Origin of the sequence: Klebsiella sp. RHBSTW-00215, from assembly GCF_014103785.1 — a bacterium.
Classification (GTDB): Bacteria; Pseudomonadota; Gammaproteobacteria; order Enterobacterales; family Enterobacteriaceae; genus Klebsiella.
In genome coordinates this window covers 1,721,767-1,748,186 of sequence record NZ_JABXQS010000001.1, presented here as the reverse complement: position 1 = coordinate 1,748,186, position 26,420 = coordinate 1,721,767, and the positions used below count along the sequence as shown (strand labels likewise).

The following is a 26,420-nucleotide window of genomic DNA, read 5'->3' as shown; positions in this document are numbered from 1 at the left end:
AGCATTAGTTTACCGTATATAGCAGGGGAAGGCTTGCCTGATTGTCAGTAGTACGTTAGCGATAACTCTCTACTATGGCCGACCAGGCAATTCTGACAAGCATAAAATTTTTGGTATACAAAAACGCAAAAAGCCCATCCGTCAGGATGGGCTCTTCACTTAATTAATGCCTGGCAGTTCCCTACTCTCACATGGGGAGACCCCACACTACCATCGGCGCTACGGCGTTTCACTTCTGAGTTCGGCATGGGGTCAGGTGGGACCACCGCGCTGTCGCCGCCAGGCAAATTCTGTTTATCTGTATCAAGCTGAATCTCTCTCAATTCCGCCAAAACATCTTCGGCGTTGTAAGGTTAAGCCTCACGGTTCATTAGTACCGGTTAGCTCAACGTATCGCTACGCTTACACACCCGGCCTATCAACGTCGTCGTCTTCAACGTTCCTTCAGGACTCTCAAGGAGTCAGGGAGAACTCATCTCGGGGCAAGTTTCGTGCTTAGATGCTTTCAGCACTTATCTCTTCCGCATTTAGCTACCGGGCAATGCCATTGGCATGACAACCCGAACACCAGTGATGCGTCCACTCCGGTCCTCTCGTACTAGGAGCAGCCCCCCTCAATTCTCCAGCGCCCACGGCAGATAGGGACCGAACTGTCTCACGACGTTCTAAACCCAGCTCGCGTACCACTTTAAATGGCGAACAGCCATACCCTTGGGACCTACTTCAGCCCCAGGATGTGATGAGCCGACATCGAGGTGCCAAACACCGCCGTCGATATGAACTCTTGGGCGGTATCAGCCTGTTATCCCCGGAGTACCTTTTATCCGTTGAGCGATGGCCCTTCCATTCAGAACCACCGGATCACTATGACCTGCTTTCGCACCTGCTCGCGCCGTCACGCTCGCAGTCAAGCTAGCTTATGCCATTGCACTAACCTCCTGATGTCCGACCAGGATTAGCTAACCTTCGTGCTCCTCCGTTACTCTTTAGGAGGAGACCGCCCCAGTCAAACTACCCACCAGACACTGTCCGCAACCCGGATTACGGGTCCACGTTAGAACACCAGCCATTAAAGGGTGGTATTTCAAGGATGGCTCCATGCAGACTGGCGTCCACACTTCAAAGCCTCCCACCTATCCTACACATCAAGGACCAGTGTTCAGTGTCAAGCTATAGTAAAGGTTCACGGGGTCTTTCCGTCTTGCCGCGGGTACACTGCATCTTCACAGCGAGTTCAATTTCACTGAGTCTCGGGTGGAGACAGCCTGGCCATCATTACGCCATTCGTGCAGGTCGGAACTTACCCGACAAGGAATTTCGCTACCTTAGGACCGTTATAGTTACGGCCGCCGTTTACCGGGGCTTCGATCAAGAGCTTCTCCTTACGGATAACCCCATCAATTAACCTTCCGGCACCGGGCAGGCGTCACACCGTATACGTCCACTTTCGTGTTTGCACAGTGCTGTGTTTTTAATAAACAGTTGCAGCCAGCTGGTATCTTCGACTGATTTCAGCTCCATGAGCAAGTCACTTCACCTACCATCAGCGTGCCTTCTCCCGAAGTTACGGCACCATTTTGCCTAGTTCCTTCACCCGAGTTCTCTCAAGCGCCTTGGTATTCTCTACCTGACCACCTGTGTCGGTTTGGGGTACGATTTGATGTTACCTGATGCTTAGAGGCTTTTCCTGGAAGCAGGGCATTTGTTACTTCAGCACCGTAGTGCCTCGTCATCACACCTCAGCGTTGAATGACGTTCCGGATTTACCTGGAACATCCGCCTACATGCTTAAACCGGGACAACCGTCGCCCGGCTAACATAGCCTTCTCCGTCCCCCCTTCGCAGTAACACCGAGTACAGGAATATTAACCTGTTTCCCATCGACTACGCCTTTCGGCCTCGCCTTAGGGGTCGACTCACCCTGCCCCGATTAACGTTGGACAGGAACCCTTGGTCTTCCGGCGAGCGGGCTTTTCACCCGCTTTATCGTTACTTATGTCAGCATTCGCACTTCTGATACCTCCAGCAGCCCTCACAGGCCACCTTCAACGGCTTACAGAACGCTCCCCTACCCAACAACACATAGTGTCGCTGCCGCAGCTTCGGTGCATGGTTTAGCCCCGTTACATCTTCCGCGCAGGCCGACTCGACCAGTGAGCTATTACGCTTTCTTTAAATGATGGCTGCTTCTAAGCCAACATCCTGGCTGTCTGTGCCTTCCCACATCGTTTCCCACTTAACCATGACTTTGGGACCTTAGCTGGCGGTCTGGGTTGTTTCCCTCTTCACGACGGACGTTAGCACCCGCCGTGTGTCTCCCGTGATAACATTCTTCGGTATTCGTAGTTTGCATCGGGTTGGTAAGTCGGGATGACCCCCTAGCCGAAACAGTGCTCTACCCCCGAAGATGAGTTCACGAGGCGCTACCTAAATAGCTTTCGGGGAGAACCAGCTATCTCCCGGTTTGATTGGCCTTTCACCCCCAGCCACAAGTCATCCGCTAATTTTTCAACATTAGTCGGTTCGGTCCTCCAGTTAGTGTTACCCAACCTTCAACCTGCCCATGGCTAGATCACCGGGTTTCGGGTCTATACCCTGCAACTTAACGCCCAGTTAAGACTCGGTTTCCCTGCGGCTCCCCTATACGGTTAACCTTGCTACAGAATATAAGTCGCTGACCCATTATACAAAAGGTACGCAGTCACCCAACAAGTGGGCTCCTACTGCTTGTACGTACACGGTTTCAGGTTCTGTTTCACTCCCCTCGCCGGGGTTCTTTTCGCCTTTCCCTCACGGTACTGGTTCACTATCGGTCAGTCAGGAGTATTTAGCCTTGGAGGATGGTCCCCCCATATTCAGACAGGATACCACGTGTCCCGCCCTACTCTTCGAGTTCACAGCCTGTGTGTTTTTGTGTACGGGAGTATCACCCTGTACCCTGCGACTTTCCAGACGCTTCCACTAACACACAAACTGATTCAGACTCTGGGCTCCTCCCCGTTCGCTCGCCGCTACTGGGGGAATCTCGGTTGATTTCTTTTCCTCGGGGTACTTAGATGTTTCAGTTCCCCCGGTTCGCTTCGTTAAGCTATGTATTCACTTAACGATAGTGTGTCGAAACACACTGGGTTTCCCCATTCGGAAATCGTCGGTTATAACGGTTCATATCACCTTACCGACGCTTATCGCAGATTAGCACGTCCTTCATCGCCTCTGACTGCCAGGGCATCCACCGTGTACGCTTAGTCGCTTAACCTCACAACCCGAAGATGTTTCGTAAAACACTTCATGATTGCGAAAATTTGAGAGACTCGAACACACCGTCATGCTGTTCTTATTTACGGAGAACAGACGCAGCGTGTCGTTTCAATTTTCAGCTTGATCCAGATTTTTAAAGAGCAAATATCTCAAACGTAACTCACTGAGTTAGTTTTGAGATATCGGTAGGTTGTGTCTTTCACTCACAGCCAGCAAGTGGCGTCCCCTAGGGGATTCGAACCCCTGTTGCCGCCGTGAAAGGGCGGAGTCCTAACCGCTAGACGAAGGGGACACGAGGTGTCGCGACTTCGCAGCCGTCTTGCTTCTTTACATTCATCAGACAATCTGTGTGAGCACTACAAAGGCAGGTTCTTTAAGGTAAGGAGGTGATCCAACCGCAGGTTCCCCTACGGTTACCTTGTTACGACTTCACCCCAGTCATGAATCACAAAGTGGTAAGCGCCCTCCCGAAGGTTAAGCTACCTACTTCTTTTGCAACCCACTCCCATGGTGTGACGGGCGGTGTGTACAAGGCCCGGGAACGTATTCACCGTGGCATTCTGATCCACGATTACTAGCGATTCCGACTTCACGGAGTCGAGTTGCAGACTCCGATCCGGACTACGACATACTTTATGAGGTCCGCTTGCTCTCGCGAGGTCGCTTCTCTTTGTATATGCCATTGTAGCACGTGTGTAGCCCTACTCGTAAGGGCCATGATGACTTGACGTCATCCCCACCTTCCTCCAGTTTATCACTGGCAGTCTCCTTTGAGTTCCCGGCCGGACCGCTGGCAACAAAGGATAAGGGTTGCGCTCGTTGCGGGACTTAACCCAACATTTCACAACACGAGCTGACGACAGCCATGCAGCACCTGTCTCAGAGTTCCCGAAGGCACCAAAGCATCTCTGCTAAGTTCTCTGGATGTCAAGAGTAGGTAAGGTTCTTCGCGTTGCATCGAATTAAACCACATGCTCCACCGCTTGTGCGGGCCCCCGTCAATTCATTTGAGTTTTAACCTTGCGGCCGTACTCCCCAGGCGGTCGACTTAACGCGTTAGCTCCGGAAGCCACTCCTCAAGGGAACAACCTCCAAGTCGACATCGTTTACAGCGTGGACTACCAGGGTATCTAATCCTGTTTGCTCCCCACGCTTTCGCACCTGAGCGTCAGTCTTTGTCCAGGGGGCCGCCTTCGCCACCGGTATTCCTCCAGATCTCTACGCATTTCACCGCTACACCTGGAATTCTACCCCCCTCTACAAGACTCTAGCCTGCCAGTTTCGAATGCAGTTCCCAGGTTGAGCCCGGGGATTTCACATCCGACTTGACAGACCGCCTGCGTGCGCTTTACGCCCAGTAATTCCGATTAACGCTTGCACCCTCCGTATTACCGCGGCTGCTGGCACGGAGTTAGCCGGTGCTTCTTCTGCGAGTAACGTCAATCACTGCGGTTATTAACCACAATGCCTTCCTCCTCGCTGAAAGTACTTTACAACCCGAAGGCCTTCTTCATACACGCGGCATGGCTGCATCAGGCTTGCGCCCATTGTGCAATATTCCCCACTGCTGCCTCCCGTAGGAGTCTGGACCGTGTCTCAGTTCCAGTGTGGCTGGTCATCCTCTCAGACCAGCTAGGGATCGTCGCCTTGGTGAGCCATTACCTCACCAACAAGCTAATCCCATCTGGGCACATCTGATGGCATGAGGCCCGAAGGTCCCCCACTTTGGTCTTGCGACGTTATGCGGTATTAGCTACCGTTTCCAGTAGTTATCCCCCTCCATCAGGCAGTTTCCCAGACATTACTCACCCGTCCGCCGCTCGTCACCCGAGAGCAAGCTCTCTGTGCTACCGCTCGACTTGCATGTGTTAGGCCTGCCGCCAGCGTTCAATCTGAGCCATGATCAAACTCTTCAATTTAAGTTTGATGCTCGTGAATTAAACTTCGTAATGAATTACGTATGTTCACTCAGAGACTTGGTATTCATTTTTCGTCTTGCGACGTTAAGAATCCATGTCACTTTGAGTGCCCACACAGATTGTCTGATAAATTGTTAAAGAGCAGTGCAACGCGGCTTTCGCTCACCGTTGCGAGGTCCCGTATAATACGTTTTCCTCATTCAGAGTCAAGCGTTTAATTTCGCTTTTCTCTGCCGGCGTTCATCGCTGAACCCCGCTAACCCGGCGGCCTGTAAGCCGTTGTTCCGTGTCAGTGGTGGCGCATTATAGGGAGTTATTCCGACGTGACAAGAGGAAATTTCAAATTTTCTTTTGTTCGCTCAACTTTCCATCATCAAGGTGTTTTAACACCCTATTTGCTGGTCATTTGTGCGATTTCCCGGGCAAAAAGCGTGACCTGCTGCCAGTCGGTATAGACAACCTCTTTAGTGATATCCGTTTCGCCTCCGGTCATCTTCATAATAAGACGAATCATAAAGCGGTCATACCAACGATAACGTGGGTAACGGAGTGCCCCAGCAAATACAGCGCTACGTTGAGGTTGCCACGGAGAGTTGAGCAGAAACTTACGCGTGTAGCTGTTCGTCTGCGGCGTTCGCTTCTCTGGCTTACGCGCCACGAGATTGACCGAGAAAAAAGCACCCGGCAGCGCCTGCAGCGCCTGAAGGTGTTTTTTCACGAACCGCTCCAGCGCCGGATGAAAATGGCCATAACGGATTGATGCACCAATCACTACGCGATCGTATAAAGGCCAATCGATCTCATTGGTGCGATTAAGGTCAATCGTATCCGTATCAATTCCTTGCTCTTTTAATTCAGATGCCAGAAAGGAGGCGATTTCACGCGTTTGTCCGTCGCGGGTAGAGAATAGAATCAAAGTTTTCACAGGCACTCCTGTTATTCGCGCCAGAAAGTCGGAGTAAATAGCACCAGCAAGGTGAACACTTCCAGACGACCAAACAGCATGTTAGCAATCAATATCCATTTCGCGACCGGGTTCATCGTCGCAAAGTTATCCGCCACAACGCCCAGCCCAGGACCAAGGTTGTTTAACGTCGCGACAACTGAAGCAAAAGCAGAGAAGTCATCCACGCCGGTAGCGATGATCGCCAGCATACTGATGATGAATACCAACGCATAAGCGGAGAAAAATCCCCAGACGGCTTCCAGAATACGTTCCGGCAGCGCTCGGTTACCCAACTTAATACTGTATACCGCATTAGGGTGTACCAGACGTTTAAGCTCACGGTTACCCTGTTTAAAGAGCAGCAGAATACGAATAACTTTCAAGCCGCCGCCCGTCGAACCGGCGCAACCGCCGATAAAAGCCGAGCATAGCAGCAACACCGGCAAGAATAACGGCCAACGCGCAATGCTGTCGGTAGTGAAACCTGCAGTCGTCGCCATCGACACCACCTGGAAGAAGGCCTGGTTCAGCGTGGTAACCGCCGAGGCATAGACATCATGTAGCCACAGCACCAGGGTACAGATCACTACCAGCGTCAACTGCACCCCGATAAACATGCGGAATTCCGGATCGCGCCAGTAAACTTTCAGGTTGCGGCCACTAAGTAAAGAGAAGTGCAGACCATAGTTACAGCCGGAGATCAGCAGAAAGACTGCAATAATGGTGTTGATCGTCGGGCTGTCAAAATAGCCGACGCTGGCATCATGGGTAGAGAACCCCCCAATCGCGATAGTAGCGAAGCTATGTCCAATAGCGTCAAATGCCGGCATTCCGGCAAACCACAGCGCCAGCGCGCAGGCCACAGTCAGCAAGACATAGATAAGCCACAACGTTTTCGCCGTTTCCGCAATTCGCGGGCGCATCTTGTTGTCCTTCAACGGTCCCGGCATCTCCGCCCGATATAGCTGCATACCGCCGACGCCAAGGATTGGCAGTATCGCTACCGCCAGCACGATGATCCCCATACCGCCAAACCATTGCAGCATCTGACGATAAAAAAGGATGGCATGGGGTAACGAATCGAGCCCCACCAGCGTAGTCGCCCCGGTCGTTGTCAGGCCCGAGAAGGATTCAAAAAACGCATCCGTTACCGTCAGGTTCGGCTGTTCAGCGAAAATAAATGGCAGCGCACCCACGCTGCCCAATACGGTCCAGAAGAGGACGACTATCAGAAATCCTTCGCGGGATTTCAGTTCGCCCTTTTCACGACGGTTAGGCCACCACAGAAGCGAGCCGATCGCCAGCGCGACAAAAAAGGTCTGGGTAAACGCCCGCCCCGCACCATCGCGGTATATTAAGGCTACTAATCCCGGGAGGATCATAGTTCCCGAAAATAGAATGACCAGCAGTCCAACGATTCGGGTTATCGCGCGAAAATGCATCTCTGGCGCTTCCTTTGGTATGCAAAAAAATCAGGTGGGGATTATTCGTCAATCTTCAGTAATTGCAACGAACCACGACTAAAATCAGCCAGCTTTGCTGAAAATAGCGCCACTTCAGCTTGAGGAAGCGCCACGCGCAGCTGAACAGAGGCTTGATATTCGCTTTCGACAATTTTCCCTGAGAACTGAGCTAACAGCGTTTCAATCCCGGCCAACTGCCCATATTCACACTGCAAAGTATATGCGGTCAGCGGCGTCTTGCGCTGCGTTGTTAGCTGAGCAAGCGCCTGATGGACACCGCCGCCGTAAGCTTTCACCAGGCCGCCGGTGCCCAGCAGAATACCACCGTAGTAACGCACGACAACAGCGGTTATCTCCCCAACGCCGCTGCCCATAAGCTGGGCCAGCATCGGTTTCCCCGCCGTGCCAGCCGGTTCGCCATCATCAGAAAAGCCCAACTGTTGTGATTCGTTCGGCGGCCCGGCTACCCATGCCACGCAATGGTGGCGGGCGTCCGGGTGCTCAGCTCTGACGGATTCAACAAACGCCTTTGCCGCCGCTACGCCGTTGGTATGCGCCAACAGCGTAATAAAGCGGCTTTTTTTGATCTCTTCAACAAAGGTCACCGGCGCAGCCGGTATCAACCAACTTTCCATTACGCCAGTTTCAGGTCACGCGTCATATTTTCGACATTATTCTCGTGGATAACCACGTTGTCTTCGATACGAATCCCGCCAAACGGCTTCAATGCGTCGATTTTCTGCCAGTTGAAGTGCTTGCTGAACTGCCCTTCGCGCCACGGGGCCAGCAGAGATTCGATAAAGTAGATGCCCGGCTCAATGGTCAGTACCATTCTTGGTTGCAGCACGCGCGTGCAGCGCAGGTAGGGATATTTTGACGGCGCCGCCAAATGGGTGCCAGTATCATCCTGCATAAAGCCCGCAACGTCATGAACCTGCAAGCCCAGCGGATGGCCAATGCCGTGTGGCATAAACGGCCCGGTCAGGTCGTTCTCCACCATCGCCTCTTCGCTCATATCTTTGACTATCTGATGCTTACGCAGCAGTTTGGCAATACGCTGATGGAACTGAATATGATAATCCACATAGCTGGTGCCCGCCTTCATGGTACTAATCAGCGCCAGCTGTTCGTCATTGACGTCTTTAACCAGTTGAGCATAGTCATTATCACTATGCGCCGCCCAGGTGCGCGTCAGATCGGCCGCGTAACCATTATATTCCGCACCAGCATCCAGCAGAAAACTACGCGCTTCAGCCGGCGCGCGATGATCCAGTTTGGTGTAGTGCAGCACGGAGGCATGTTCGTTCAACGCCACGATATTGCTGTATGGCACGTCGGTGTCACGATGGCCGGTCGCCGTCAGATAGGCAAGGTTAATATCAAACTCGCTCATCCCTGAAAGGAATGCTTCATGCGCTGCACGATGGCCATTAACCGCCGATTTCTGTGCTTCACGCATACAAGCCAGCTCATAATCGGTTTTATAGGAGCGATAGTAGTGCAGATAATCGATAACGCCTTTCGGGTTGATCTTATCCGCCGCAATCTCCAGACCCAGCGCACGTTCCGGAACCGGACCGATATAGCCAATATTGCCGCGGGCTGCGGGCAGTTGGCTGCCAATACCGTCAGCTTTCGGCAGGGCAATCACTTCCACCTCTTCGGTCCAGAATGAGGTCGGCAGCGGTTCTACGTTGTGCCAGTAATCAACCGGCAGATAGAACCACAGTTTCGGTTTGTTGACGCCGTCCACCAGCAGCCAGCAGTTAGGGACTTGCGTTACCGGTACCCAGGCTTTGAACTGTGGGTTGACCTTGAACGGATACGGATGATCGTCGAGAAAGACATTAACCAATTCACCAGAGTGAATCAGCAGCGCATCCAGCTTAAAACGGGCCAGAACATCGCGAGTACGTTCTTGTAGGGTAACGATATGATTTTTATAGAGACCGGCCAGTGATTCCATCTTTTATCCTTTGATTTTATTGGATCGTGATTCTTCGCATCTTAGCACATTGGCCTCAGGCGGGGTGATTTCTACCGGGTGTGATCCGACCAGCATTTATTTAAAGAGTTATTTGCAATTTATTAACATAAATTCCACACTCCATCTCATCTGGTACGACCAGATCATATTGCTGGATTCAGGAGACTGACATGCTCTACAAAGGCGACACCCTGTACCTCGACTGGCGGGAAGACGGCATTGCCGAACTGGTGTTCGATGCCCCCGGTTCGGTCAATAAGCTCGATACCGCAACCGTAGCCAGCCTCGGCCAGGCGCTGGATGTGCTCGAAAAACAAAAAGATCTTAAAGGGTTGCTGCTCCGCTCTGAGAAAGCAGCCTTTATCGTCGGCGCGGATATCACCGAATTCCTTTCACTGTTCCTGGTTCCTCAAGAACAGCTCAGCCAGTGGCTGCATTTTGCCAATAGTGTCTTCAATCGTCTGGAGGATTTGCCAGTCCCTACCATTGCCGCAGTTAACGGCTATGCGTTGGGCGGCGGCTGCGAATGCGTTCTGGCAACCGATTATCGCCTGGCGACGCCTGACCTGCGTATTGGTCTGCCGGAAACGAAGCTGGGCATTATGCCGGGCTTTGGCGGCTCGGTGCGTATGCCGCGGATGCTTGGTGCGGACAGCGCGCTGGAAATTATTGCCGCCGGGAAAGATGTTGGTGCCGATCAGGCGCTGAAAATCGGTCTCGTCGACGGTGTGGTAAAGCATGAGAAGCTGATCGATGGCGCGATAGCCATTCTGCGCCAGGCGATTAACGGCGATCTCGACTGGAAGGCCAAGCGTCAGCCGAAGCTGGAGCCTCTTCACCTCAGTAAAATTGAAGCCACGATGAGTTTTACCATCGCCAAAGGCATGGTCGCACAAACCGCGGGTAAACATTATCCAGCTCCTGGTACCGCAGTGAAAACCATTGAAGCTGCCGCACGCTTTGGTCGTGAAGAAGCGCTGAACCTGGAAAACCAGAGTTTTGTGCCGCTGGCGCACACCAGCGAAGCTCGCGCATTGGTCGGCATCTTCCTCAACGATCAGTACGTCAAAGCGAAAGCGAAGAATCTCACTAAAGATACCGAAACGCCAAAACACGCTGCCGTACTGGGCGCGGGTATTATGGGCGGCGGCATCGCTTACCAGTCGGCCTGGAAAGGCGTACCGGTGGTGATGAAGGATATCAACGACAAATCGCTGACGCTCGGTATGACCGAAGCCGCCAAGCTGCTGAATAAACAGCTGGAGCGCGGCAAGATCGACGGTCTGAAGATGGCTGGCGTCATTTCAACCATTCAGCCGACGCTGGACTATGCCGGTTTTGAACGCGTGGACGTGGTGGTCGAAGCGGTCGTTGAGAATCCGAAAGTGAAAAAAGCGGTGCTGGCGGAGACTGAAGATAAAGTGCGTCCGGACACCGTGCTGGCGTCAAATACTTCCACCATTCCGATTAGCGAACTGGCCAGCGTCCTGAAGCGCCCGGAGAACTTCTGCGGCATGCACTTCTTTAACCCGGTTCACCGGATGCCGCTGGTTGAGATCATTCGCGGCGAGAAAAGCTCGGATGACACTATCGCCAAAGTGGTCGCCTGGGCAAGCAAAATGGGCAAGACGCCGATTGTGGTTAACGACTGCCCCGGCTTCTTTGTTAACCGCGTGCTGTTCCCCTATTTCGCCGGTTTCAGCCAGCTGCTGCGCGACGGCGCGGACTTCCGCAAAGTCGACAAAGTGATGGAGAAGCAGTTCGGCTGGCCGATGGGCCCGGCGTATCTGCTGGATGTGGTCGGTATTGATACCGCACATCACGCCCAGGCAGTCATGGCCGCAGGCTTCCCGCAGCGGATGCAGAAAGATTATCGCGACGCGATCGACGCCCTGTTCGAGGCTAACCGTTTCGGTCAGAAAAATGGCCTCGGCTTCTGGCGTTATAAAGAAGACAACAAGGGTAAGCCGAAGAAAGAAGAAGATGTGGTTGTGGATAGCCTACTGGCAGACGTCAGCCAGCCGAAACGCGACTTCAGCGACGAAGAAATCATCGCCCGCATGATGATCCCTATGGTTAACGAAGTGGTGCGTTGTCTGGAAGAAGGCATTATTGCCAGCCCGGCGGAAGCGGATATGGCGCTGGTTTACGGCCTCGGCTTCCCTCCATTCCACGGTGGTGCATTCCGCTGGCTGGATACGCTCGGCAGCGCAAAATATCTCGATATGGCGCAGCAATATCAGCACCTCGGCCCACTGTATGACGTGCCGGAAGGCCTGCGCAGTAAAGCACGCCATAACGAAGCGTACTATCCCCCGGTTGAACCTGCCCGCCCGGTAGGCGACCTGAAAACGGCTTAAGGAGTCACAATGGAACAGGTTGTCATTGTCGATGCAATTCGCACCCCGATGGGCCGTTCGAAGGGCGGCGCCTTTCGCCACGTGCGCGCGGAAGACCTCTCTGCGCACCTGATGCGTAGCCTGCTTTCGCGCAACCCATCGCTTGAAGCAAGCGCGATTGACGATATCTACTGGGGTTGCGTGCAGCAGACCCTGGAGCAGGGCTTTAACATTGCCCGCAATGCCGCGCTACTGGCGGAAATCCCGCACTCGGTACCGGCCACCACGGTCAATCGCCTTTGCGGTTCTTCGATGCAGGCGCTGCATGACGCAGCGCGCATGATCATGACCGGTGACGCCAGCGTATGCCTGATTGGCGGCGTGGAACATATGGGCCACGTCCCGATGAGCCACGGCGTGGATTTCCACCCGGGCCTGAGCCGTAACGTCGCTAAAGCCGCCGGTATGATGGGGCTGACTGCAGAAATGCTGGCGCGTCTGCACGGCATCAGCCGTGAAATGCAGGACCAGTTCGCCGCCCGCTCCCACGCTCGCGCCTGGGCCGCCACGCAGTCTGGCGCGTTCAAGACGGAAATCATTGCTACCGGTGGTCACGATGCTGACGGCGTGCTGAAGTCATACAATTATGATGAAGTTATTCGTCCTGAAACGACGGTAGAGGCGCTGGCTGCGCTGAGGCCCGCATTCGATCCGGTCACGGGTACGGTAACGGCGGGAACATCTTCCGCACTCTCCGACGGTGCTGCCGCAATGCTGTTAATGAGTGAAAGCCGCGCTCGCGAGCTGGGCCTGAAACCGCGCGCGCGAGTGCGTTCTATGGCTGTCGTCGGCTGTGATCCATCAATCATGGGTTATGGCCCGGTTCCAGCTTCAAAGCTGGCGCTGAAAAAGGCCGGACTCTCTACCAGCGATATCGACGTTTTCGAAATGAACGAGGCTTTTGCCGCGCAGATCCTGCCGTGTATTAAAGATCTGGGGCTGATGGAGCAAATAGATGAGAAGATCAACCTCAACGGCGGCGCGATCGCTCTGGGCCATCCGCTCGGCTGTTCCGGCGCGCGCATTAGCACAACGTTAATTAATCAGATGGAGCGCAAAGACGCGCAGTTCGGCCTGGCTACCATGTGTATTGGTTTAGGCCAGGGCATCGCCACCGTCTTTGAGCGGGTTTAATCGTTGCCGTTCTTCCCGCCTGTCAGGGGCGGGTTTTTTATTTCTGCTATTCAGTTATGATCACCAGGAAGGTAACGATTATTAAGGATAATAACAACTTATGAAAACACTCCCACTCATTCTTCTGCTTGCTACATTCTCTGGTGCAGCTCTCGCCGATGAGCAAGATAACGCTCAGGCATGTCTCTCCTGGGGAATGAATAAAATGGTGCAGAATCCGGAAAGCGAACAGCTAAAGAACCTGGTCATCACCAATATCAATACCGAACGCTACGATGAGAAGATAGGTAGCCAGTATATCGCGACGCAGTTAGCCGCTACGCTGGAAAAAGAGGGAAAAACCGTCGGAAAAATGCTCTGTTTGCTGGAGAACGATCGACCACTGTACGTTTACTTTAGCGATGCCAAATAAATAAAGCATCCGGGCCAAAATCCCGGATGCTTTTATAATAACTATCAGATAAACGCAAAAGCATCGCCAAACAGACGATCTTCACGCGCGCCGCGTTCATTACAGAACAGGTCGCGGGCAATCTTAGCCATCTCGAAGCGGCCAGCAATATAGATATCATGCTCGGCCAGCGTTCCGTAGTCCTGTAAAACCGCCGTAAGTACGGTTCCGGTACGACCACGCCACTCTTCTTCAGGCTGTTCAACAACCGGCTCAACGCGTAAACCAGGGTGTCTCACGCTTAACGCTTCCAGCTCGGACAGATCATAGAGATGCTTGGCTTCACGCCCGCCCCAGTAGATAGCGATATCACGGTTCGGATTGCGCGCCAGCGCGGTGAGCAGAATGGAACGCACATAGGAGAAGCCCGTCCCCCCGGCGATCAGAATCAGCGGGCGCTCCTCATCATCGCGCAGCCAGGCTTCGCCATGCGGGATATCGACCTCGATTTCACGTTCTTTCAAAATGCGATCCATCACCGCCATCGCATACAAGTTGAGTTCAGATGCGCCGATATGCAGCTCGATAAACTCGTGTTCCGACGGCGTAGAGGCCATGGAGAACGGACGCTTGTCGCGCTCGTCCATCACGACCATCAGATACTGACCAGCACGGAAGGAAAACGCCGCTTCCGGCACTAATCGAACGCGATACACAGTATCGGTAATCGCCTCCACCGAGGTCACTTTACAGCTTAAGGTTGTCATGCGTCCCCTCTATCGGGTCTATTGTGCAAAACAGCGGCGTTAGCCCCGCTTACTGTTATTTGAAGATGGCCAATTCATCCCAGATGGCGTCAATACGTGCCGTCACCTCGGGATCTTTCTTAATGGGACGACCCCACTCGCGCTGGGTCTCACCAGGCCATTTATTTGTGGCATCCAGCCCCATTTTTGAACCCAAACCGGAAACCGGTGAGGCAAAGTCCAGGTAATCAATTGGCGTGTTTTCTACCAATACCGTATCACGCGCCGGGTCCATACGGGTAGTAATCGCCCAAATCACGTCATTCCAGTCGCGCGCGTTAACATCGTCATCGCAGACAATCACGAACTTGGTGTACATGAACTGCCGCAGGAACGACCAGACGCCCATCATCACGCGCTTAGCATGACCCGCGTACTGTTTCTTCATGGTGACCACCGCCAGGCGATAGGAACACCCTTCCGGCGGCAGGTAAAAATCGACAATTTCAGGAAACTGCTTTTGCAGAATCGGCACGAAGACTTCGTTCAGCGCGACGCCCAATACTGCCGGTTCATCCGGCGGGCGTCCGGTGTAGGTGGAGTGATAAATCGCATCTTCCCGCTGGGTGATATGTGTGACGGTAAACACCGGGAAGCTATCCACTTCATTGTAGTAGCCAGTGTGATCGCCATACGGCCCTTCGGGCGCCAGTTCCCCGGATTCGATATAACCTTCGAGCACGATCTCCGCGCTGGCCGGCACTTCCAGGTCGTTAGAAACGCACTTCACGACTTCAGTTTTTGTTCCGCGCAGCAGGCCCGCAAACGCATACTCAGAAAGGGTATCCGGAACCGGCGTCACCGCACCGAGAATGGTCGCCGGATCGGCACCCAGCGCCACGGAGACCGGGAAACGTTCGCCAGGATGCGCTGCGCACCACTCCTGGAAATCCAGCGCGCCGCCGCGATGGGACAACCAGCGCATAATCAGCTTGTTCTTGCCAATCAGCTGCTGGCGATAGATGCCCAGATTTTGCCGCTCTTTATGCGGACCACGAGTGACCGTGAGCCCCCAGGTAATAAGCGGAGCGGCATCTTCCGGCCAGCAGGTCATGATCGGGATTCGGGTCAGGTCTACATCATCGCCCTGGATGATTTTCTGCTGACATGGCGCGCCGCGCAGGCGCTTAGTCGGCATGTTCAGTACCTGTTTGAACTGCGGCAGCTTATCGAACAGATCGCGAAAGCCTTTTGGCGGTTCCGGCTCTTTCAGGAAAGCCAGAAGTTTACCCACTTCCCGTAGCGAGCTGACGTCCTCCTGACCCATCCCCAGCGCAACGCGTTTCGGCGTGCCGAACAGGTTGCACAACACCGGCATGGAGTAGCCTTTCGGGTTTTCAAACAGCAGGGCAGGACCGCCAGCACGCAAAGTGCGATCGGCAATTTCGGTAATTTCCAGGTGAGGATCGACCGGCAGGGAGATCCGTTTCAATTCCCCCCGCTGCTCCAGTAATGTCAGAAAATCGCGTAGATCGTGGTATTTCATGGAGTTGTTATTGACCTCTATACAGGCGGCTGATTATACGGCGTTCATCAGGGCGATGCTGTATTTTTGTTAAATTAGCGTGAAAGAACGCTGAAATTTCGTTTTCATCCGCAATGATTTCGCGATCGCATCGGGCTTTTGTTATGCTTGCTGCCAGTAGCTGTGGAAAGAGTCATTATGCAAGCCTGGTATTTACTTTATTGCAAACGTGGGCAGCTTGAACGCGCCCAGGAACATCTCGAACGGCAGGCCGTCAATTGCCTGATGCCAACGATCGAACTGGAAAAAATTGTCCGCGGTAAACGCACGACGGTCAGCGAACCCCTGTTCCCAAACTATCTGTTTATCGAGTTTGATCCAGAAATTATTCATACCACCACCATCAACGCGACTCGCGGTGTGAACAGCTTTGTGCGTTTTGGCGCACTGCCCGCTATCGTGCCATCCGCCGTCATTCATCAGCTCTCCATCTACAAGCCGGAAGGCATTACCGATCCGGAAACGCCCCATGAAGGCGACAACGTACTAATCACTGACGGTGCCTTTGAAGGTCTACAGGCAATCTTTACCGAACCGGATGGCGAAGCCCGTTCTATGCTGCTGCTAAATCTGCTTAACAAGCAGGTATTGCAGAGCGTCAAAAATACGGACTTTTATAAAATCTGACGACGCGCTTAAAAGCGCACGCCAAAGAGTCTTCTGACGTTAGCATCGGTGACTTCTTCCAGCCACTTCGCGTCTTCCCCACGCCACCCTGCGATACTCGCCAAAATATGCGGCAAATAAGCAGGTTCATTACGGCGGGAAGAGGGTTTCGGGCGCATATCGCGCGGCAGTAGATAAGGCGCATCGGTCTCAACCAGCAGACGGTCGACCGGAATATCAACCAGCAACTCTCGCAGCTCTACCCCTCGACGCTCATCGCACACCCAGCCGGTGATACCAATGGATAAACCTCTATCCACACATTCACGCATCTCTTCGCGCGTACCGGTAAAACAATGCACCACTGCCCCCGGTAATTTATCGAGCCAGGGCGTCAGCAGGGCCAGGAAGCGCTCGTGCGCATCGCGGCAGTGCAAAAACACCGGCATCGACAGCTCCGCCGCCAGAGCCAGTTGAGCGCTAAACGCCGCTTCCTGCTCCTGCGGCGTCGAAAAGTTACGGTTAAAATCCAGTCCGCATTCACCAATCGCGACGACTTCCTGCTCGCGGGCCAACGCAAAGACTGCCGCCGCGACGGATTCCGTCCAGGTGCTACTGTCGTGTGGATGAACCCCGGCGGTTGACCAGCAGCCAGAGTAGCGGCGTGCCATCTGCTGCGCCTGCGCGCTTTCATGCAGGTTCGTTCCCGTCAGCAGCATGCCGGTAACTCCTGCCGCCTGCGCACGAGAAACAACCTCATCGCGATCGCGAGAAAACTGCGGGCTGGTCAGATTTACACCGATATCAAACATCACTACTCCCATATGACAACCGCCCTTGCGGGCGGCTGGTATTTATTCTTCTTTGCCCTGCGCCTCTTCGGCGGCGGCATCTTCATCACGCGTCATGCGCTTGCCTGTATAGAACCGGGCGAAGAAAACCCCGACTTCGAATAGACAGTACATCGGGATCGCCAATAGCGTTTGCGAGAATACATCCGGCGGTGTCAGCAACATCCCAACGACGAATGCGCCCACCAGCACGTAAGGCCTTTTCTTACGCAGATCGTCCGGGGTTGTTACCCCCATCCAGCACAGCAGCACGATGGCCACCGGCACTTCGAACGAGACGCCAAAAGCGATAAATAACGCCATGACAAAATCGAGATAGCTGCGAATATCGGTTGAAACCTGCACCCCTTCCGGCGCTGCGTGCGTCAGGAAACCAAACGCCAGCGGGAACACAACGAAGTAAGCAAAGGCCATACCGATGTAAAACAGCAGCGTGCTGGAGACCAGCAGCGGCATCACCAACCGACGTTCATGCTTATACAGCGCAGGCGCCACAAAGGCCCAGACCTGGTACAAAATGACCGGCACCGACAAAATGATCGACACCATAAAGGTCAGCTTGATCGGCGTGAAGAAAGGCGAGGCCACGTCCGTGGCGATCATCGTTGCGCCAACCGGCATCTGCCGAATAAGCGGCGCAGAAACCAGTTGATAGATATCGTTGGCGAAATAAACCAACGCCAGGAAAATCACCAGAATCGCGAGAATGCTGTTGATCAAGCGTTTACGCAGTTCAATCAGATGCGTAATTAGCGGTTGTGTATCGTCTACGCCCATGTTTACTGTTTATCACTCGATGCGGGAGAGGAATCGGAAGCTGTCACGGCGACTTTCTCTTTCGCAGACGGAAGTTCTACCTGCGAAACAAGGGGTTCTTCAGCAACGCTTTCTGGGGCATGCTCTGGCGCGCTGGCCTGATGTTCAGCCGTCGCTGGCGTGATGTCTTTGCGCTGCTCTTCACTACCCTGCACTACCGGGTTATGAATCGTGTTGGCTTCGTCGCTGGCTTTTTCAGGATCGTTGGCGGTATAGGAGCGCTTCATGGATTCAGCCGCTTCGCGCAGTTCGTCCATCGATGCCTTTAGCTCAGGGGTCAGATTATCCAGGCTGGCCTTTTCCACTTTCTTCAGGCTTTCCTGGAACTCCTGCAGCTTTAATTCCTGGGTTATTTCATTTTGCACGGTAGCCGCCAGAGACCGCAGCGTGCGGATCCAACTGACTACCGTTTTTACCGCGACAGGCAGTCGCTGTGGCCCCAAAACGATGAGGCCAATTACGAACACCAGCAGTAGTTCACTAAAACCGATATCGAACACGAATTACACCTGCTCTTTGTCGTGGCGTTTGGTCTCGTCTTTCTTTGCTTCATCCGGTTTTTCAGCGAGGGTTTTCGCCGCAAAATCGGCATCAGGCGCGGATTTCTCCGGTTTATCTTCGTCGCTCATGGCCTTTTTAAAGCCTTTGATCGACGCGCCTAAATCCGAACCGAGCGAGCTCAGCTTTTTTGTCCCGAAAAGCAGAACCACGATGACGACAACAATGAGTAACTGCCAAATACTGATACCACCCATACACATTCCCCTATGACAGATGATGAATTAATAGGACGCATTATACATATTATGCGCAGTGATAAAGGCGACTGCCGTCAGTTCGTCTTTCGCCAGCCGATAAGCCAGGTTACGACGCCAGCGGCCATCAGCCAGCCGGGCATCATGCCCCATTCCGGACGGTGGACGAATAGCAGCGTACCACTCAGCAGTAAAACCGCACCTATACCAAACAAGTAACGAGACTGCCCCTGGCGTACGTGCCGCACCTGGATGTCACGCACGATGGTATCGACGCTATTCTTCAACTGCTTGCTTTGTTGCAAGCTTTGGTACACCAGCTCAGGTATTTCCGGCATTCTCTCAATCCAGAACGGCGCTTTTTCTTTAAACGCGCGCACCAGCGCCGGAATGCCAACCTGATCCTTAATCCACGACTCAAGGAACGGTTTCGCCGTTTTCCACAAGTCTAACTGAGGATAGAGCTGGCGACCTACACCTTCTACGTAAAGTAATGTCTTCTGTAGCAGAACCAGCTGCGGCTGCACTTCCATATTGAAGCGTCGCGCGGTGTTAAACAGGTTCAGCAGCACATGGCCAAAAGAGATTTCCGCCAGCGGCTTTTCAAAAATAGGCTCGCAGACGGTGCGGATGGCAAACTCGAACTCTTCAACGTTGGTATCCGCAGGTACCCAGCCGGAATCAACGTGCAGCTCCGCAACTTTGCGATAATCACGGTTAAAGAAGGCGATGAAGTTTTCCGCCAGGTAGCGCTTATCTTCTTTGTTCAGCGAGCCGACAATACCGCAGTCGATACCGATGTACTGCGGGTCCTCCGGATGTTCATAGCTGACAAAAATATTGCCCGGATGCATATCGGCATGGAAGAAGCTGTCGCGGAAGACCTGAGTGAAAAAGACCTGCACGCCGCGCTCGGCCAGCAGCTTCATGTTGGTATTTTGCGCTTCCAGAGCAACGACATCGGAAACCGGGATGCCGTAAATCCGCTCCATCACCATCATGCCTTCGCTGCAGTAGTCTGAATAAACCTCAGGGACATAGAGCATTGGGCTGTCTTCAAAGTTGCGGCGCAATTGAATGGCGTTGGCCGATTCACGCAGCAGGTTGAGTTCATCCAGCAGCGTTTTCTCGTATTCGCGAACCACTTCCTGTGGGCGCAGACGACGACCGTCCGGCAGCAAACGCGGTACCCAGCGCGCGAGGCGATAGATGAGTTTCATATCCGCTTTGATAACCGGCACAATATCCGGGCGGATCACCTTGATGACCACCTCTTTGCCATTCTCTTTCAGGCGCGCAGTGTGTACCTGGGCGATAGAGGCAGAAGCCAGCGGCTCGATGGAGAAATCGTCAAACCAGGCCTCCACCGGCAGGCCACCCATCGCTTGCTCAATTTGCTTTTTGGCCAGCAGGCCGTCAAACGGCGCGACGCGATCTTGCAACATGGCTAGCTGATCGGCGATTTGCGGCGGAAACAGGTCACGACGAGTTGAGAGCATCTGACCAAACTTAATCCACACCGGCCCCAGCTCCTGCAACGCCAGACGCAAGCGCTCGCCGAGAGGTTTTTCTTTGTGGCGGTTTGGCATCCAGAACAGCATACGTCGCCAGATTCGCAGCGGCAGCGTGATGCGCATTTTGGGAATGAGCTCATCAAGCCCGTAGCTCAAAAAGGTGCGGATGATGAAATACAGGCGCCGTAGTTCTCCTGGCGTCATTTGCCCTCCAGCGTTTCCAGCCGTTTTTCCAGCGCGGCCAGGGCTCGTTCCACAGCAGCGGTTTCCTCAACAAACCAGGCCAGCTCCAGCGGTCCCGGTGCCAGACGCCACTCTTCGGTGATCGCCTCCGCGACATAACGCTGCTGGCGCTGAGCGCCCTGTAAAAGAAAGCGAGTGCCGCCGCGTAATACTTTACTGAAGCCTTCCGCAACGATATCGCCAGTATACGGGGCCAATAGTTCAGCCGGGTCGAATTCAGCCAGATCGCACAGGGTGACGGTATTTTGCACCACCTGCAAATCTCCCTGCACTTCGAGATCGCCGCTGCGAATCAGCGCCGTCAGCTGCTGGCGGTTACGTAATTGCGGGAGCACGCTTAGACGAGTAATCACAGTACAATCGGCTTCGCCTTCCCATGCGCCCAGCACGTCTACCTGACGCTCGCTAAAAACCAGCACCACGGGTGCGGAAAGCTCTTGCAACTCGACGCGCAGCACTTTCCCCAGCAGCCGCTGCCGGGCGGGTTTAAGCGCCTGGTCGCGCCAGAGGAAAGTATTCAGGACCGTCTCAATACCGGCGGAAACCAGTGATTTGAAAGGCATAGCGTCCCTCCTGTCAGAACTTGTAACCACGGTGCAGCGCAACGATACCGGCCGTCAGGTTGTAGTAATCGACGCTTTCGAAACCTGCGTCCTGCATCATGCCTTTCAGAGTGTCCTGATCGGGGTGCATTCGAATAGATTCAGCAAGATAGCGATAGCTTTCGGCGTCTTTCGCAACCAGCTCGCCCACGCGCGGCAGGATATGGAAGGAATAGGCATCGTAGGCTTTGCTCAGCGGCTCCATTATTGGCTTCGAGAACTCCAGTACCAGCAGGCGACCGCCCGGTTTGAGCACGCGATACATAGAGCGCAGCGCTTTTTCTTTATCGGTGACATTACGCAGGCCGAAAGAGATGGTGATGCAGTCAAAGGTGTTATCTGCAAAAGGTAGCGCTTCGGCGTTAGCCTGGACATATTCCACGTTACCGATAATGCCGATATTACGCAGCTTTTCGCGGCCCATCTTCAGCATAGAATCATTAATATCCGCCAGCATCACGCGGCCGGTTTCGCCCACCAGACGGGAGAATTTCGCCGTCAGGTCGCCGGTACCGCCGGCCAGATCCAGCACGGTCTGCCCACGACGGACGCCGCTGCAATCGATGGTGAAACGCTTCCACAAACGATGAATACCGAACGACATCAAATCGTTCATCACATCATATTTTGCAGCTACAGAATGAAATACATGCGCCACCATGTCAGCTTTCTGTTCTTTGGCGACAGTCTGAAAGCCAAAATGCGTCGTTTCTTGTGAATCCTCAACCATCTCAATGCCTGCTTGCTTATCAAGAAAATGTTCGTCGAGTGTAACAGGTTTAGCGCGCTTCCCATACGCTTCAACGCGGCTGAGAGCGACCATCGTACACTGCAGCAGCTGCGGAATCTGATGAAAAATCGTTATCTTCCCGTGGGTTGTCTTCGTCCTCAAGACGGTATTCATCATCCTGCGCGGTTGCTTGTTCGACTAAGTCAGGATTAATCCCACGTTTGACTTCCACGCCCAGGCCACGGAACGATTCTGCCTGAACGAGCAGATTGCCACGCCCGGAAGCGAGCTTTTTCATCGCCTGACGATAGTTATCCTGTGCTTTATCCAGGCTCTGGCCGATAGCGGACATGTCGTCGACAAACAGGCGCATTTTGTCATACAGGCGCCCCGCTCTTTCGGCAATTTTCTGCGCGTTACGGCTCTGATGCTCATAGCGCCACAGGTTGGCGATGGTACGCAGTGCGACCAGCAGCGTAGTCGGGCTAACCAACATAATGTTGTTCTTCAGCGCTTCGCTAATCAGCTCCGGCTGACGGTCAATCGCCAGCAGGAAGGCGGGTTCAACGGGGATAAACATCAGGACGTAGTCGAGTGAACGTAGCCCCGGCAGCTGTTGATAGTCCTTACGCCCCAGCAGACGCATATGATTGCGTACGGAAGCAATATGCTCCTGTAACGCCGTTTCGCGGGTGTAATCATCATCGGCATTAAAGTAGCGTTCATAGGCGACCAGAGTCATCTTGGCATCAATAACCACGTCTTTGCCCTGCGGAAGACGCACGATCACATCCGGCTGCATCCGTGAACGGTTGTCGGTTTCGATACTCACCTGCGTTTGATATTCGTGACCCTCCCGCAGTCCGGAAGCTTCCAGCACACGGGTCAATACCACTTCCCCCCAGTTGCCCTGAGTTTTGTTATCACCCTTCAGCGCGCGCGTGAGGTTTAGCGCTTCCTGCGCCATTTGCGCATTAAGCTGCTGAAGGTTGCGGATTTCATGAGCCAGGGTATGACGCTCCCGCGCCTCCTGACCAAAGCTATCCTGAACCTGGCGGCGGAAACCATCCAGTTGCTCACGTAACGGGGTCAGCAGCCCGTGCAGACTCTGGCGATTCTGCTCATCCACCCGTCGGTTGCTGTGTTCGAATATTCGGTTTGCCAGATTCTCGAACTGCTCGCTAAGGCGCTGCTCGCTGTTGACCATCTGGCGAATTTTATCTTCCGCATGCATTTGCGTGGATTCAAGGCGGGTGGTCACTTCACGGAGATCGGCCTCCAGCGACGTATTGATATCGCGCAGGCTGCGCAATTCGTTATTGAGCAGCTCGCACTCTTCGCGCCAGTGGGACTCCTGCACCAGTTGTTGGCGGGCGGCGCTCAGCTCAATATCCAGCTCGCGACGCTCTTCGATGAGGTCGGCTCGGATTTGGTCGGCGCGCGCTTTGGTCGCCAGCCAGCCCACAATCAGCCCAGCGGCCAGCGCCACAACGGCACTAATAATAATCGAGATATCCACAACGCCCCCTGCGGCAACCACTTACGGCACAAAATAGAATTGTGCTGTACAAACGTCCAGTTGGAAAGGTTTTTCCTGCGAGGAGCAACGCAAAAAAGAAAGGCCGGAGAGCCCGGCCTTTGACAGAAAGGATAAGAACTACAGCAGGCGGCGCGCTGCTTCCACGACGATTTTCACCGCATGGCTTTCGGTTTGCTTCATGGTTTCCGCGTTTGGAATTTCCTGCTGGGTACGGTTGACGATAACCCCGGCAACCATCCCGGCACGCAGACCCTGGCTGGCGCACATGGTCAGCAGAGTGGCGGATTCCATTTCATAGTTCATCACGCCCATCGACTGCCACTCTTCCATCGAACCTTTAAAGCGGCTCACCACGCGACCGGAGAAGGTGTCGTAACGCTCCTGGCCCGGATAGAAGGTGTCAGAAGAGGCAGTAACGCCGACATGCGTGGTCGCGCCGATGGATTTCGCCGCTTCAACCAGCGCGGTAGTACATTCGAAATCGGCTACCGCCGGGAATTCCATTGGCGCGAAGTGTAGGCTTGCACCGTCGAGACGAACGGAAGCTGTGGTCACCAGAACATCGCCCACATTAATGTGCGGCTGAATAGCGCCGGTGGTGCCAATGCGCAGGAAGGTACGGATACCCAATTGGGCCAGTTCTTCCACGGCAATAGAGGTAGATGGGCCGCCGATACCGGTAGAGCAGACAATCACTGCTTTACCATCCAGTTCAGCACGCCAGGTAGTGAATTCGCGATGAGATGCCAGTTTGACCGGCTTATCCATCAGCGCGGCGATCTTTTCCACACGCTCCGGATCGCCAGGGACGATAGCCAGCGTAGCCCCTTGTAAATCGTTCTTGGTGAGGCCGAGATGAAAAACATCAGACTTAGACATAAAAAACTCCTCTGTGGGTCGAATTATCAGCAGAAGCAAAACGGTACTTTACAGAAGCTGCTGAGACTATTTTGTGACACCAATCACCATGGATGAAATTCATTGCAATAGATTGCCATTGAATGGTGATACAAATCACATTAATAAGTTAATCTGGAGAGTACTGAACAAAAGATAGCCTGTTTCGGGCACTGTGGTTTGTTAACGTCCGGTCTATAACCTAAATAATTCGAGTTGCAGGACAAGGCACTCGTGCCTTGAACAGCGATTGCGCTGGCCCCGAAGGGGCGAGGCCGCAGGCCGAGTAACGCGGCAAGCAAGATAGTCCCGATGAGCTTACTCAAGTAAGTGATTCGGGTGAGTGCGCGTAGCCAACGCACAAGCAACTTGAAGTATGACGGGTATAAAACGTCTATAGTTATCGATGCGCTAATACATTAATAAGGGTACGGAGAATACCATGACCACAACTAAGCAACCCGGCTTTGCACCTGCAGCCACGCCGCATGCCTCAACTGCTGTTCACACGTCAGATGAAAATATCATCTCCGGGGAGACATCAATCCCTTCTCAGGGGGATAACATGCCAGCCTTCCATGCCCGTCCGGGCAACGTCGACGTTCCGCTACCGGTCGTCATCGTTGTACAGGAAATTTTCGGCGTGCATGAACATATCCGCGATATTTGTCGTCGTCTGGCGCAGGAAGGGTATCTGGCTATCGCACCAGAGCTGTACTTCCGCCAGGGCGATCCCAATGATTACAACGATATTCCTTCTTTATTTCAGGGGTTGGTCAAAAAGGTGCCGGATTCTCAGGTACTGGCTGACCTCGATCACGTCGCCAGCTGGGCTTCCCGCCACGGTGGCGATGCCCATCGTCTGCTTATTACCGGTTTCTGCTGGGGCGGTCGCATCACCTGGCTGTACGCCGCACATAACCCGCAGCTAAAAGCCGCCGTTGCCTGGTACGGCAAGCTGGTCGGTGAGAAAACATTAAACTCACCGAAACATCCGGTGGACATTGCCGTTGATCTGAACGCCCCGGTCTTAGGGCTTTACGGCGCGAAAGATGACAGCATCCCGCAGGATACGATTGAAACCATGCGTCAGGCGCTGCGGGCCGCTAACGCTACGGCAGAAATCGTGGTTTACCCGCAGGCCGACCACGCCTTTAACGCCGACTATCGCGCCAGCTATCATGAAGAGTCGGCGAAGGATGGCTGGCAGCGAATGCTGGCATGGTTTGCGCAATATGGCGGGAAGCGAGGCTAGAGCTAATTGCATCATTAATCAGGGGCCGGAGGCGGCATTGCTAACCTCCGGCAATGACCATCACGATCAACGTAACAAAACCAGGAATCATAGACTCTGAGGACTCGGAGCCTCCATTTATTCATCCTGAAAGCCAATGAGCGTAATCGCCCTCACTTGGCGCCATGCCCCTCTGACTCAACAGCGTAATTCTTGTAATAAAATATTTTATCTCTTTCATTAATACTTCTGATCACCTTACAAGGAACACCGACGGCAACGACATCCGGCGGGATATCTTTGGTGACAACGCTACCCGCGCCAATAACCGAATTGTCTCCGATCGTTATACCTGGATTGATAACTACATTGCTGCCAATCCATACGTTATTGCCGATGGTAACCGGAAAGGAGAACATCTCTCCGGCTTTTCTCAACTCGTGATGAACGGGATGCCCTGTGACAGAGATCGTCACATTTGGCGCAATTAAAACGTTATCGCCAATGGTGACCGTGTAATCGTCTACAATGGTAAAATTAAAGTTCGCGTAGAAATTATCGCCAATATAGATATTGGTTCCGTAAGAGAAATAAACCGGCGGTTCTACCCACACATGCTTTCCCACTTTTCCAAACATCTCACGAATCAGTTTATCTCTTTTTTCAACCTCTGATGGGCGCGTGTGATTAAATTCGTACATGAGTTCTTTGCCACGTAATCTCTCTTCGGGCAGGCCCTCGCACATATCGGTAAACAGTTCTCCTGCTTTTATTCTGTCTCTCATAGAAATGTTCATCGATGAT

General features: G+C 53.6%; 21 protein-coding genes, 1 tRNA gene and 3 rRNA genes. 5 read left to right on the top strand and 20 right to left on the bottom strand.

Annotated elements, in window-relative coordinates; all coding sequences use genetic code 11:
* Positions 1–168 precede the first annotated feature (168 nt).
* From rrf to pepQ, 8 genes are all read right to left on the bottom strand, one after another.
* Positions 169–284: ribosomal RNA gene (rrf, locus tag HV127_RS08325) — 5S ribosomal RNA — on the bottom strand.
* A gap of 65 nt (positions 285–349) precedes the next feature.
* Positions 350–3,256: ribosomal RNA gene (locus HV127_RS08320) — 23S ribosomal RNA — on the bottom strand.
* A gap of 219 nt (positions 3,257–3,475) precedes the next feature.
* Positions 3,476–3,550, bottom strand: a tRNA-Glu gene (locus HV127_RS08315).
* A gap of 87 nt (positions 3,551–3,637) precedes the next feature.
* Positions 3,638–5,177 (bottom strand): 16S ribosomal RNA (locus HV127_RS08310).
* Together the 16S, 23S and 5S rRNA genes with 1 tRNA gene alongside form the textbook arrangement of a ribosomal RNA operon.
* A gap of 391 nt (positions 5,178–5,568) precedes the next feature.
* On the bottom strand, positions 5,569–6,102 hold the full coding sequence (hemG, locus tag HV127_RS08305) for a menaquinone-dependent protoporphyrinogen IX dehydrogenase (RefSeq protein ID WP_182235590.1): 534 nt from the start codon (positions 6,100–6,102) through the stop codon (positions 5,569–5,571).
* Positions 6,103–6,113: 11 nt separating this feature from the next.
* Positions 6,114–7,565 (bottom strand): Trk system potassium transporter TrkH, encoded by a 1,452-nt coding sequence (gene trkH, locus HV127_RS08300; protein ID WP_112217112.1) that lies wholly within the window; start codon positions 7,563–7,565, stop codon positions 6,114–6,116.
* A 41-nt stretch (positions 7,566–7,606) separates the two neighbouring features.
* Positions 7,607–8,221: an IMPACT family protein gene (locus tag HV127_RS08295; protein ID WP_182235589.1), complete on the bottom strand. Its 615-nt coding sequence runs from the start codon at positions 8,219–8,221 to the stop codon at positions 7,607–7,609.
* Positions 8,221–9,552, bottom strand: a complete 1,332-nt coding sequence (pepQ, locus tag HV127_RS08290) for a Xaa-Pro dipeptidase (RefSeq protein ID WP_182235588.1) — start codon at positions 9,550–9,552, stop codon at positions 8,221–8,223. The genes HV127_RS08295 and pepQ overlap by 1 nt, the downstream gene beginning before the upstream one ends.
* A gap of 191 nt (positions 9,553–9,743) precedes the next feature.
* Between pepQ and fadB the strand changes: the two genes are divergently transcribed.
* The 3 genes from fadB (at position 9,744) to HV127_RS08275 (ending at position 13,518) form a co-directional block, all read left to right on the top strand.
* Positions 9,744–11,933 carry a fatty acid oxidation complex subunit alpha FadB gene (gene fadB / locus HV127_RS08285; protein WP_182235587.1) on the top strand — a complete coding sequence of 730 codons (2,190 nt, stop codon included), beginning with the start codon at positions 9,744–9,746 and terminating at the stop codon, positions 11,931–11,933.
* Between the two features lie 9 nt (positions 11,934–11,942).
* Positions 11,943–13,106, top strand: a complete 1,164-nt coding sequence (fadA, locus tag HV127_RS08280) for an acetyl-CoA C-acyltransferase FadA (RefSeq protein WP_181484091.1) — start codon at positions 11,943–11,945, stop codon at positions 13,104–13,106.
* A gap of 100 nt (positions 13,107–13,206) precedes the next feature.
* Positions 13,207–13,518 (top strand): hypothetical protein, encoded by a 312-nt coding sequence (locus HV127_RS08275; RefSeq protein ID WP_182235586.1) that lies wholly within the window; start codon positions 13,207–13,209, stop codon positions 13,516–13,518.
* A gap of 44 nt (positions 13,519–13,562) precedes the next feature.
* On the opposite strand, the gene fre is transcribed toward HV127_RS08275, so the two are convergent.
* Positions 13,563–14,264 carry an NAD(P)H-flavin reductase gene (gene fre, locus HV127_RS08270; protein WP_182235585.1) on the bottom strand — a complete coding sequence of 234 codons (702 nt, stop codon included), beginning with the start codon at positions 14,262–14,264 and terminating at the stop codon, positions 13,563–13,565.
* Between the two features lie 55 nt (positions 14,265–14,319).
* Positions 14,320–15,789, bottom strand: a complete 1,470-nt coding sequence (gene ubiD / locus HV127_RS08265) for a 4-hydroxy-3-polyprenylbenzoate decarboxylase (RefSeq protein WP_182235584.1) — start codon at positions 15,787–15,789, stop codon at positions 14,320–14,322.
* Between the two features lie 177 nt (positions 15,790–15,966).
* Here ubiD and rfaH point away from each other — a divergent pair, with 177 nt between their 5' ends.
* Entirely contained in the window at positions 15,967–16,455 is a 489-nt protein-coding gene (gene rfaH / locus HV127_RS08260) for a transcription/translation regulatory transformer protein RfaH (protein ID WP_110277484.1), read from the top strand.
* An 8-nt stretch (positions 16,456–16,463) separates the two neighbouring features.
* Here the strand turns inward: rfaH and tatD are convergent, their stop codons facing one another.
* The 9 genes from tatD to udp all read right to left on the bottom strand — a co-directional run bounded on the left by tatD (position 16,464) and on the right by udp (position 24,364).
* Positions 16,464–17,258, bottom strand: a complete 795-nt coding sequence (tatD, locus tag HV127_RS08255) for a 3'-5' ssDNA/RNA exonuclease TatD (protein ID WP_182235583.1) — start codon at positions 17,256–17,258, stop codon at positions 16,464–16,466.
* A 30-nt stretch (positions 17,259–17,288) separates the two neighbouring features.
* Positions 17,289–18,062, bottom strand: coding sequence for a Sec-independent protein translocase subunit TatC (gene tatC / locus HV127_RS08250; protein ID WP_181484099.1), 774 nt, complete (start codon positions 18,060–18,062; stop codon positions 17,289–17,291).
* A gap of 2 nt (positions 18,063–18,064) precedes the next feature.
* The gene (gene tatB, locus HV127_RS08245; RefSeq protein WP_182235582.1) at positions 18,065–18,601 is read right to left on the bottom strand and encodes a Sec-independent protein translocase protein TatB; all 537 of its coding nucleotides are present in this window, start codon (positions 18,599–18,601) and stop codon (positions 18,065–18,067) included.
* 3 nt (positions 18,602–18,604) lie between these two features.
* Positions 18,605–18,856, bottom strand: a complete 252-nt coding sequence (gene tatA, locus HV127_RS08240; protein ID WP_181484101.1) for a Sec-independent protein translocase subunit TatA — start codon at positions 18,854–18,856, stop codon at positions 18,605–18,607.
* Between the two features lie 77 nt (positions 18,857–18,933).
* The gene (ubiB, locus tag HV127_RS08235; protein WP_182235581.1) at positions 18,934–20,574 is read right to left on the bottom strand and encodes a ubiquinone biosynthesis regulatory protein kinase UbiB; all 1,641 of its coding nucleotides are present in this window, start codon (positions 20,572–20,574) and stop codon (positions 18,934–18,936) included.
* Positions 20,571–21,176 (bottom strand): SCP2 domain-containing protein, encoded by a 606-nt coding sequence (locus HV127_RS08230; protein ID WP_112217100.1) that lies wholly within the window; start codon positions 21,174–21,176, stop codon positions 20,571–20,573. Before HV127_RS08230 ends, ubiB begins: the two co-directional genes overlap by 4 nt.
* A 13-nt stretch (positions 21,177–21,189) precedes the next feature.
* Entirely contained in the window at positions 21,190–21,945 is a 756-nt protein-coding gene (gene ubiE, locus HV127_RS08225; RefSeq protein WP_110277498.1) for a bifunctional demethylmenaquinone methyltransferase/2-methoxy-6-polyprenyl-1,4-benzoquinol methylase UbiE, read from the bottom strand.
* A gap of 70 nt (positions 21,946–22,015) precedes the next feature.
* Positions 22,016–23,464 carry a DNA recombination protein RmuC gene (gene rmuC, locus HV127_RS08220; protein ID WP_182235580.1) on the bottom strand — a complete coding sequence of 483 codons (1,449 nt, stop codon included), beginning with the start codon at positions 23,462–23,464 and terminating at the stop codon, positions 22,016–22,018.
* Between the two features lie 138 nt (positions 23,465–23,602).
* Positions 23,603–24,364, bottom strand: a complete 762-nt coding sequence (gene udp, locus HV127_RS08215) for a uridine phosphorylase (protein WP_003828923.1) — start codon at positions 24,362–24,364, stop codon at positions 23,603–23,605.
* Between the two features lie 460 nt (positions 24,365–24,824).
* On the opposite strand from udp, the gene HV127_RS08210 reads away from it, so the two are divergent.
* Positions 24,825–25,637: a dienelactone hydrolase family protein gene (locus tag HV127_RS08210; RefSeq protein WP_182235579.1), complete on the top strand. Its 813-nt coding sequence runs from the start codon at positions 24,825–24,827 to the stop codon at positions 25,635–25,637.
* A gap of 152 nt (positions 25,638–25,789) precedes the next feature.
* On the opposite strand, the gene lacA is transcribed toward HV127_RS08210, so the two are convergent.
* Positions 25,790–26,413, bottom strand: a complete 624-nt coding sequence (gene lacA / locus HV127_RS08205; protein ID WP_182240595.1) for a galactoside O-acetyltransferase — start codon at positions 26,411–26,413, stop codon at positions 25,790–25,792.
* Between the last annotated feature and the right edge of the window lie 7 nt (positions 26,414–26,420).

Excerpts from the sequence above, each read along its gene's own strand:
- tatA (WP_181484101.1), bottom strand. The coding sequence starts at position 18,856 with ATGGGTGGTATCAGTATTTGGCAGTTACTCATTGTTGTCGTCATCGTG.
- HV127_RS08295 (WP_182235589.1), bottom strand. The coding sequence starts at position 8,221 with ATGGAAAGTTGGTTGATACCGGCTGCGCCGGTGACCTTTGTTGAAGAG.
- ubiB (WP_182235581.1), bottom strand. The coding sequence starts at position 20,574 with ATGACGCCAGGAGAACTACGGCGCCTGTATTTCATCATCCGCACCTTT.
- udp (WP_003828923.1), bottom strand. The coding sequence starts at position 24,364 with ATGTCTAAGTCTGATGTTTTTCATCTCGGCCTCACCAAGAACGATTTA.
- HV127_RS08275 (WP_182235586.1), top strand. The coding sequence starts at position 13,207 with ATGAAAACACTCCCACTCATTCTTCTGCTTGCTACATTCTCTGGTGCA.
- HV127_RS08210 (WP_182235579.1), top strand. The coding sequence starts at position 24,825 with ATGACCACAACTAAGCAACCCGGCTTTGCACCTGCAGCCACGCCGCAT.
- HV127_RS08230 (WP_112217100.1), bottom strand. The coding sequence starts at position 21,176 with ATGCCTTTCAAATCACTGGTTTCCGCCGGTATTGAGACGGTCCTGAAT.
- rfaH (WP_110277484.1), top strand. The coding sequence starts at position 15,967 with ATGCAAGCCTGGTATTTACTTTATTGCAAACGTGGGCAGCTTGAACGC.
- tatC (WP_181484099.1), bottom strand. The coding sequence starts at position 18,062 with ATGGGCGTAGACGATACACAACCGCTAATTACGCATCTGATTGAACTG.
- fadB (WP_182235587.1), top strand. The coding sequence starts at position 9,744 with ATGCTCTACAAAGGCGACACCCTGTACCTCGACTGGCGGGAAGACGGC.
- tatD (WP_182235583.1), bottom strand. The coding sequence starts at position 17,258 with ATGGGAGTAGTGATGTTTGATATCGGTGTAAATCTGACCAGCCCGCAG.
- ubiE (WP_110277498.1), bottom strand. The coding sequence starts at position 21,945 with ATGGTTGAGGATTCACAAGAAACGACGCATTTTGGCTTTCAGACTGTC.
- lacA (WP_182240595.1), bottom strand. The coding sequence starts at position 26,413 with ATGAACATTTCTATGAGAGACAGAATAAAAGCAGGAGAACTGTTTACC.
- fadA (WP_181484091.1), top strand. The coding sequence starts at position 11,943 with ATGGAACAGGTTGTCATTGTCGATGCAATTCGCACCCCGATGGGCCGT.
- fre (WP_182235585.1), bottom strand. The coding sequence starts at position 14,264 with ATGACAACCTTAAGCTGTAAAGTGACCTCGGTGGAGGCGATTACCGAT.
- trkH (WP_112217112.1), bottom strand. The coding sequence starts at position 7,565 with ATGCATTTTCGCGCGATAACCCGAATCGTTGGACTGCTGGTCATTCTA.
- ubiD (WP_182235584.1), bottom strand. The coding sequence starts at position 15,789 with ATGAAATACCACGATCTACGCGATTTTCTGACATTACTGGAGCAGCGG.
- pepQ (WP_182235588.1), bottom strand. The coding sequence starts at position 9,552 with ATGGAATCACTGGCCGGTCTCTATAAAAATCATATCGTTACCCTACAA.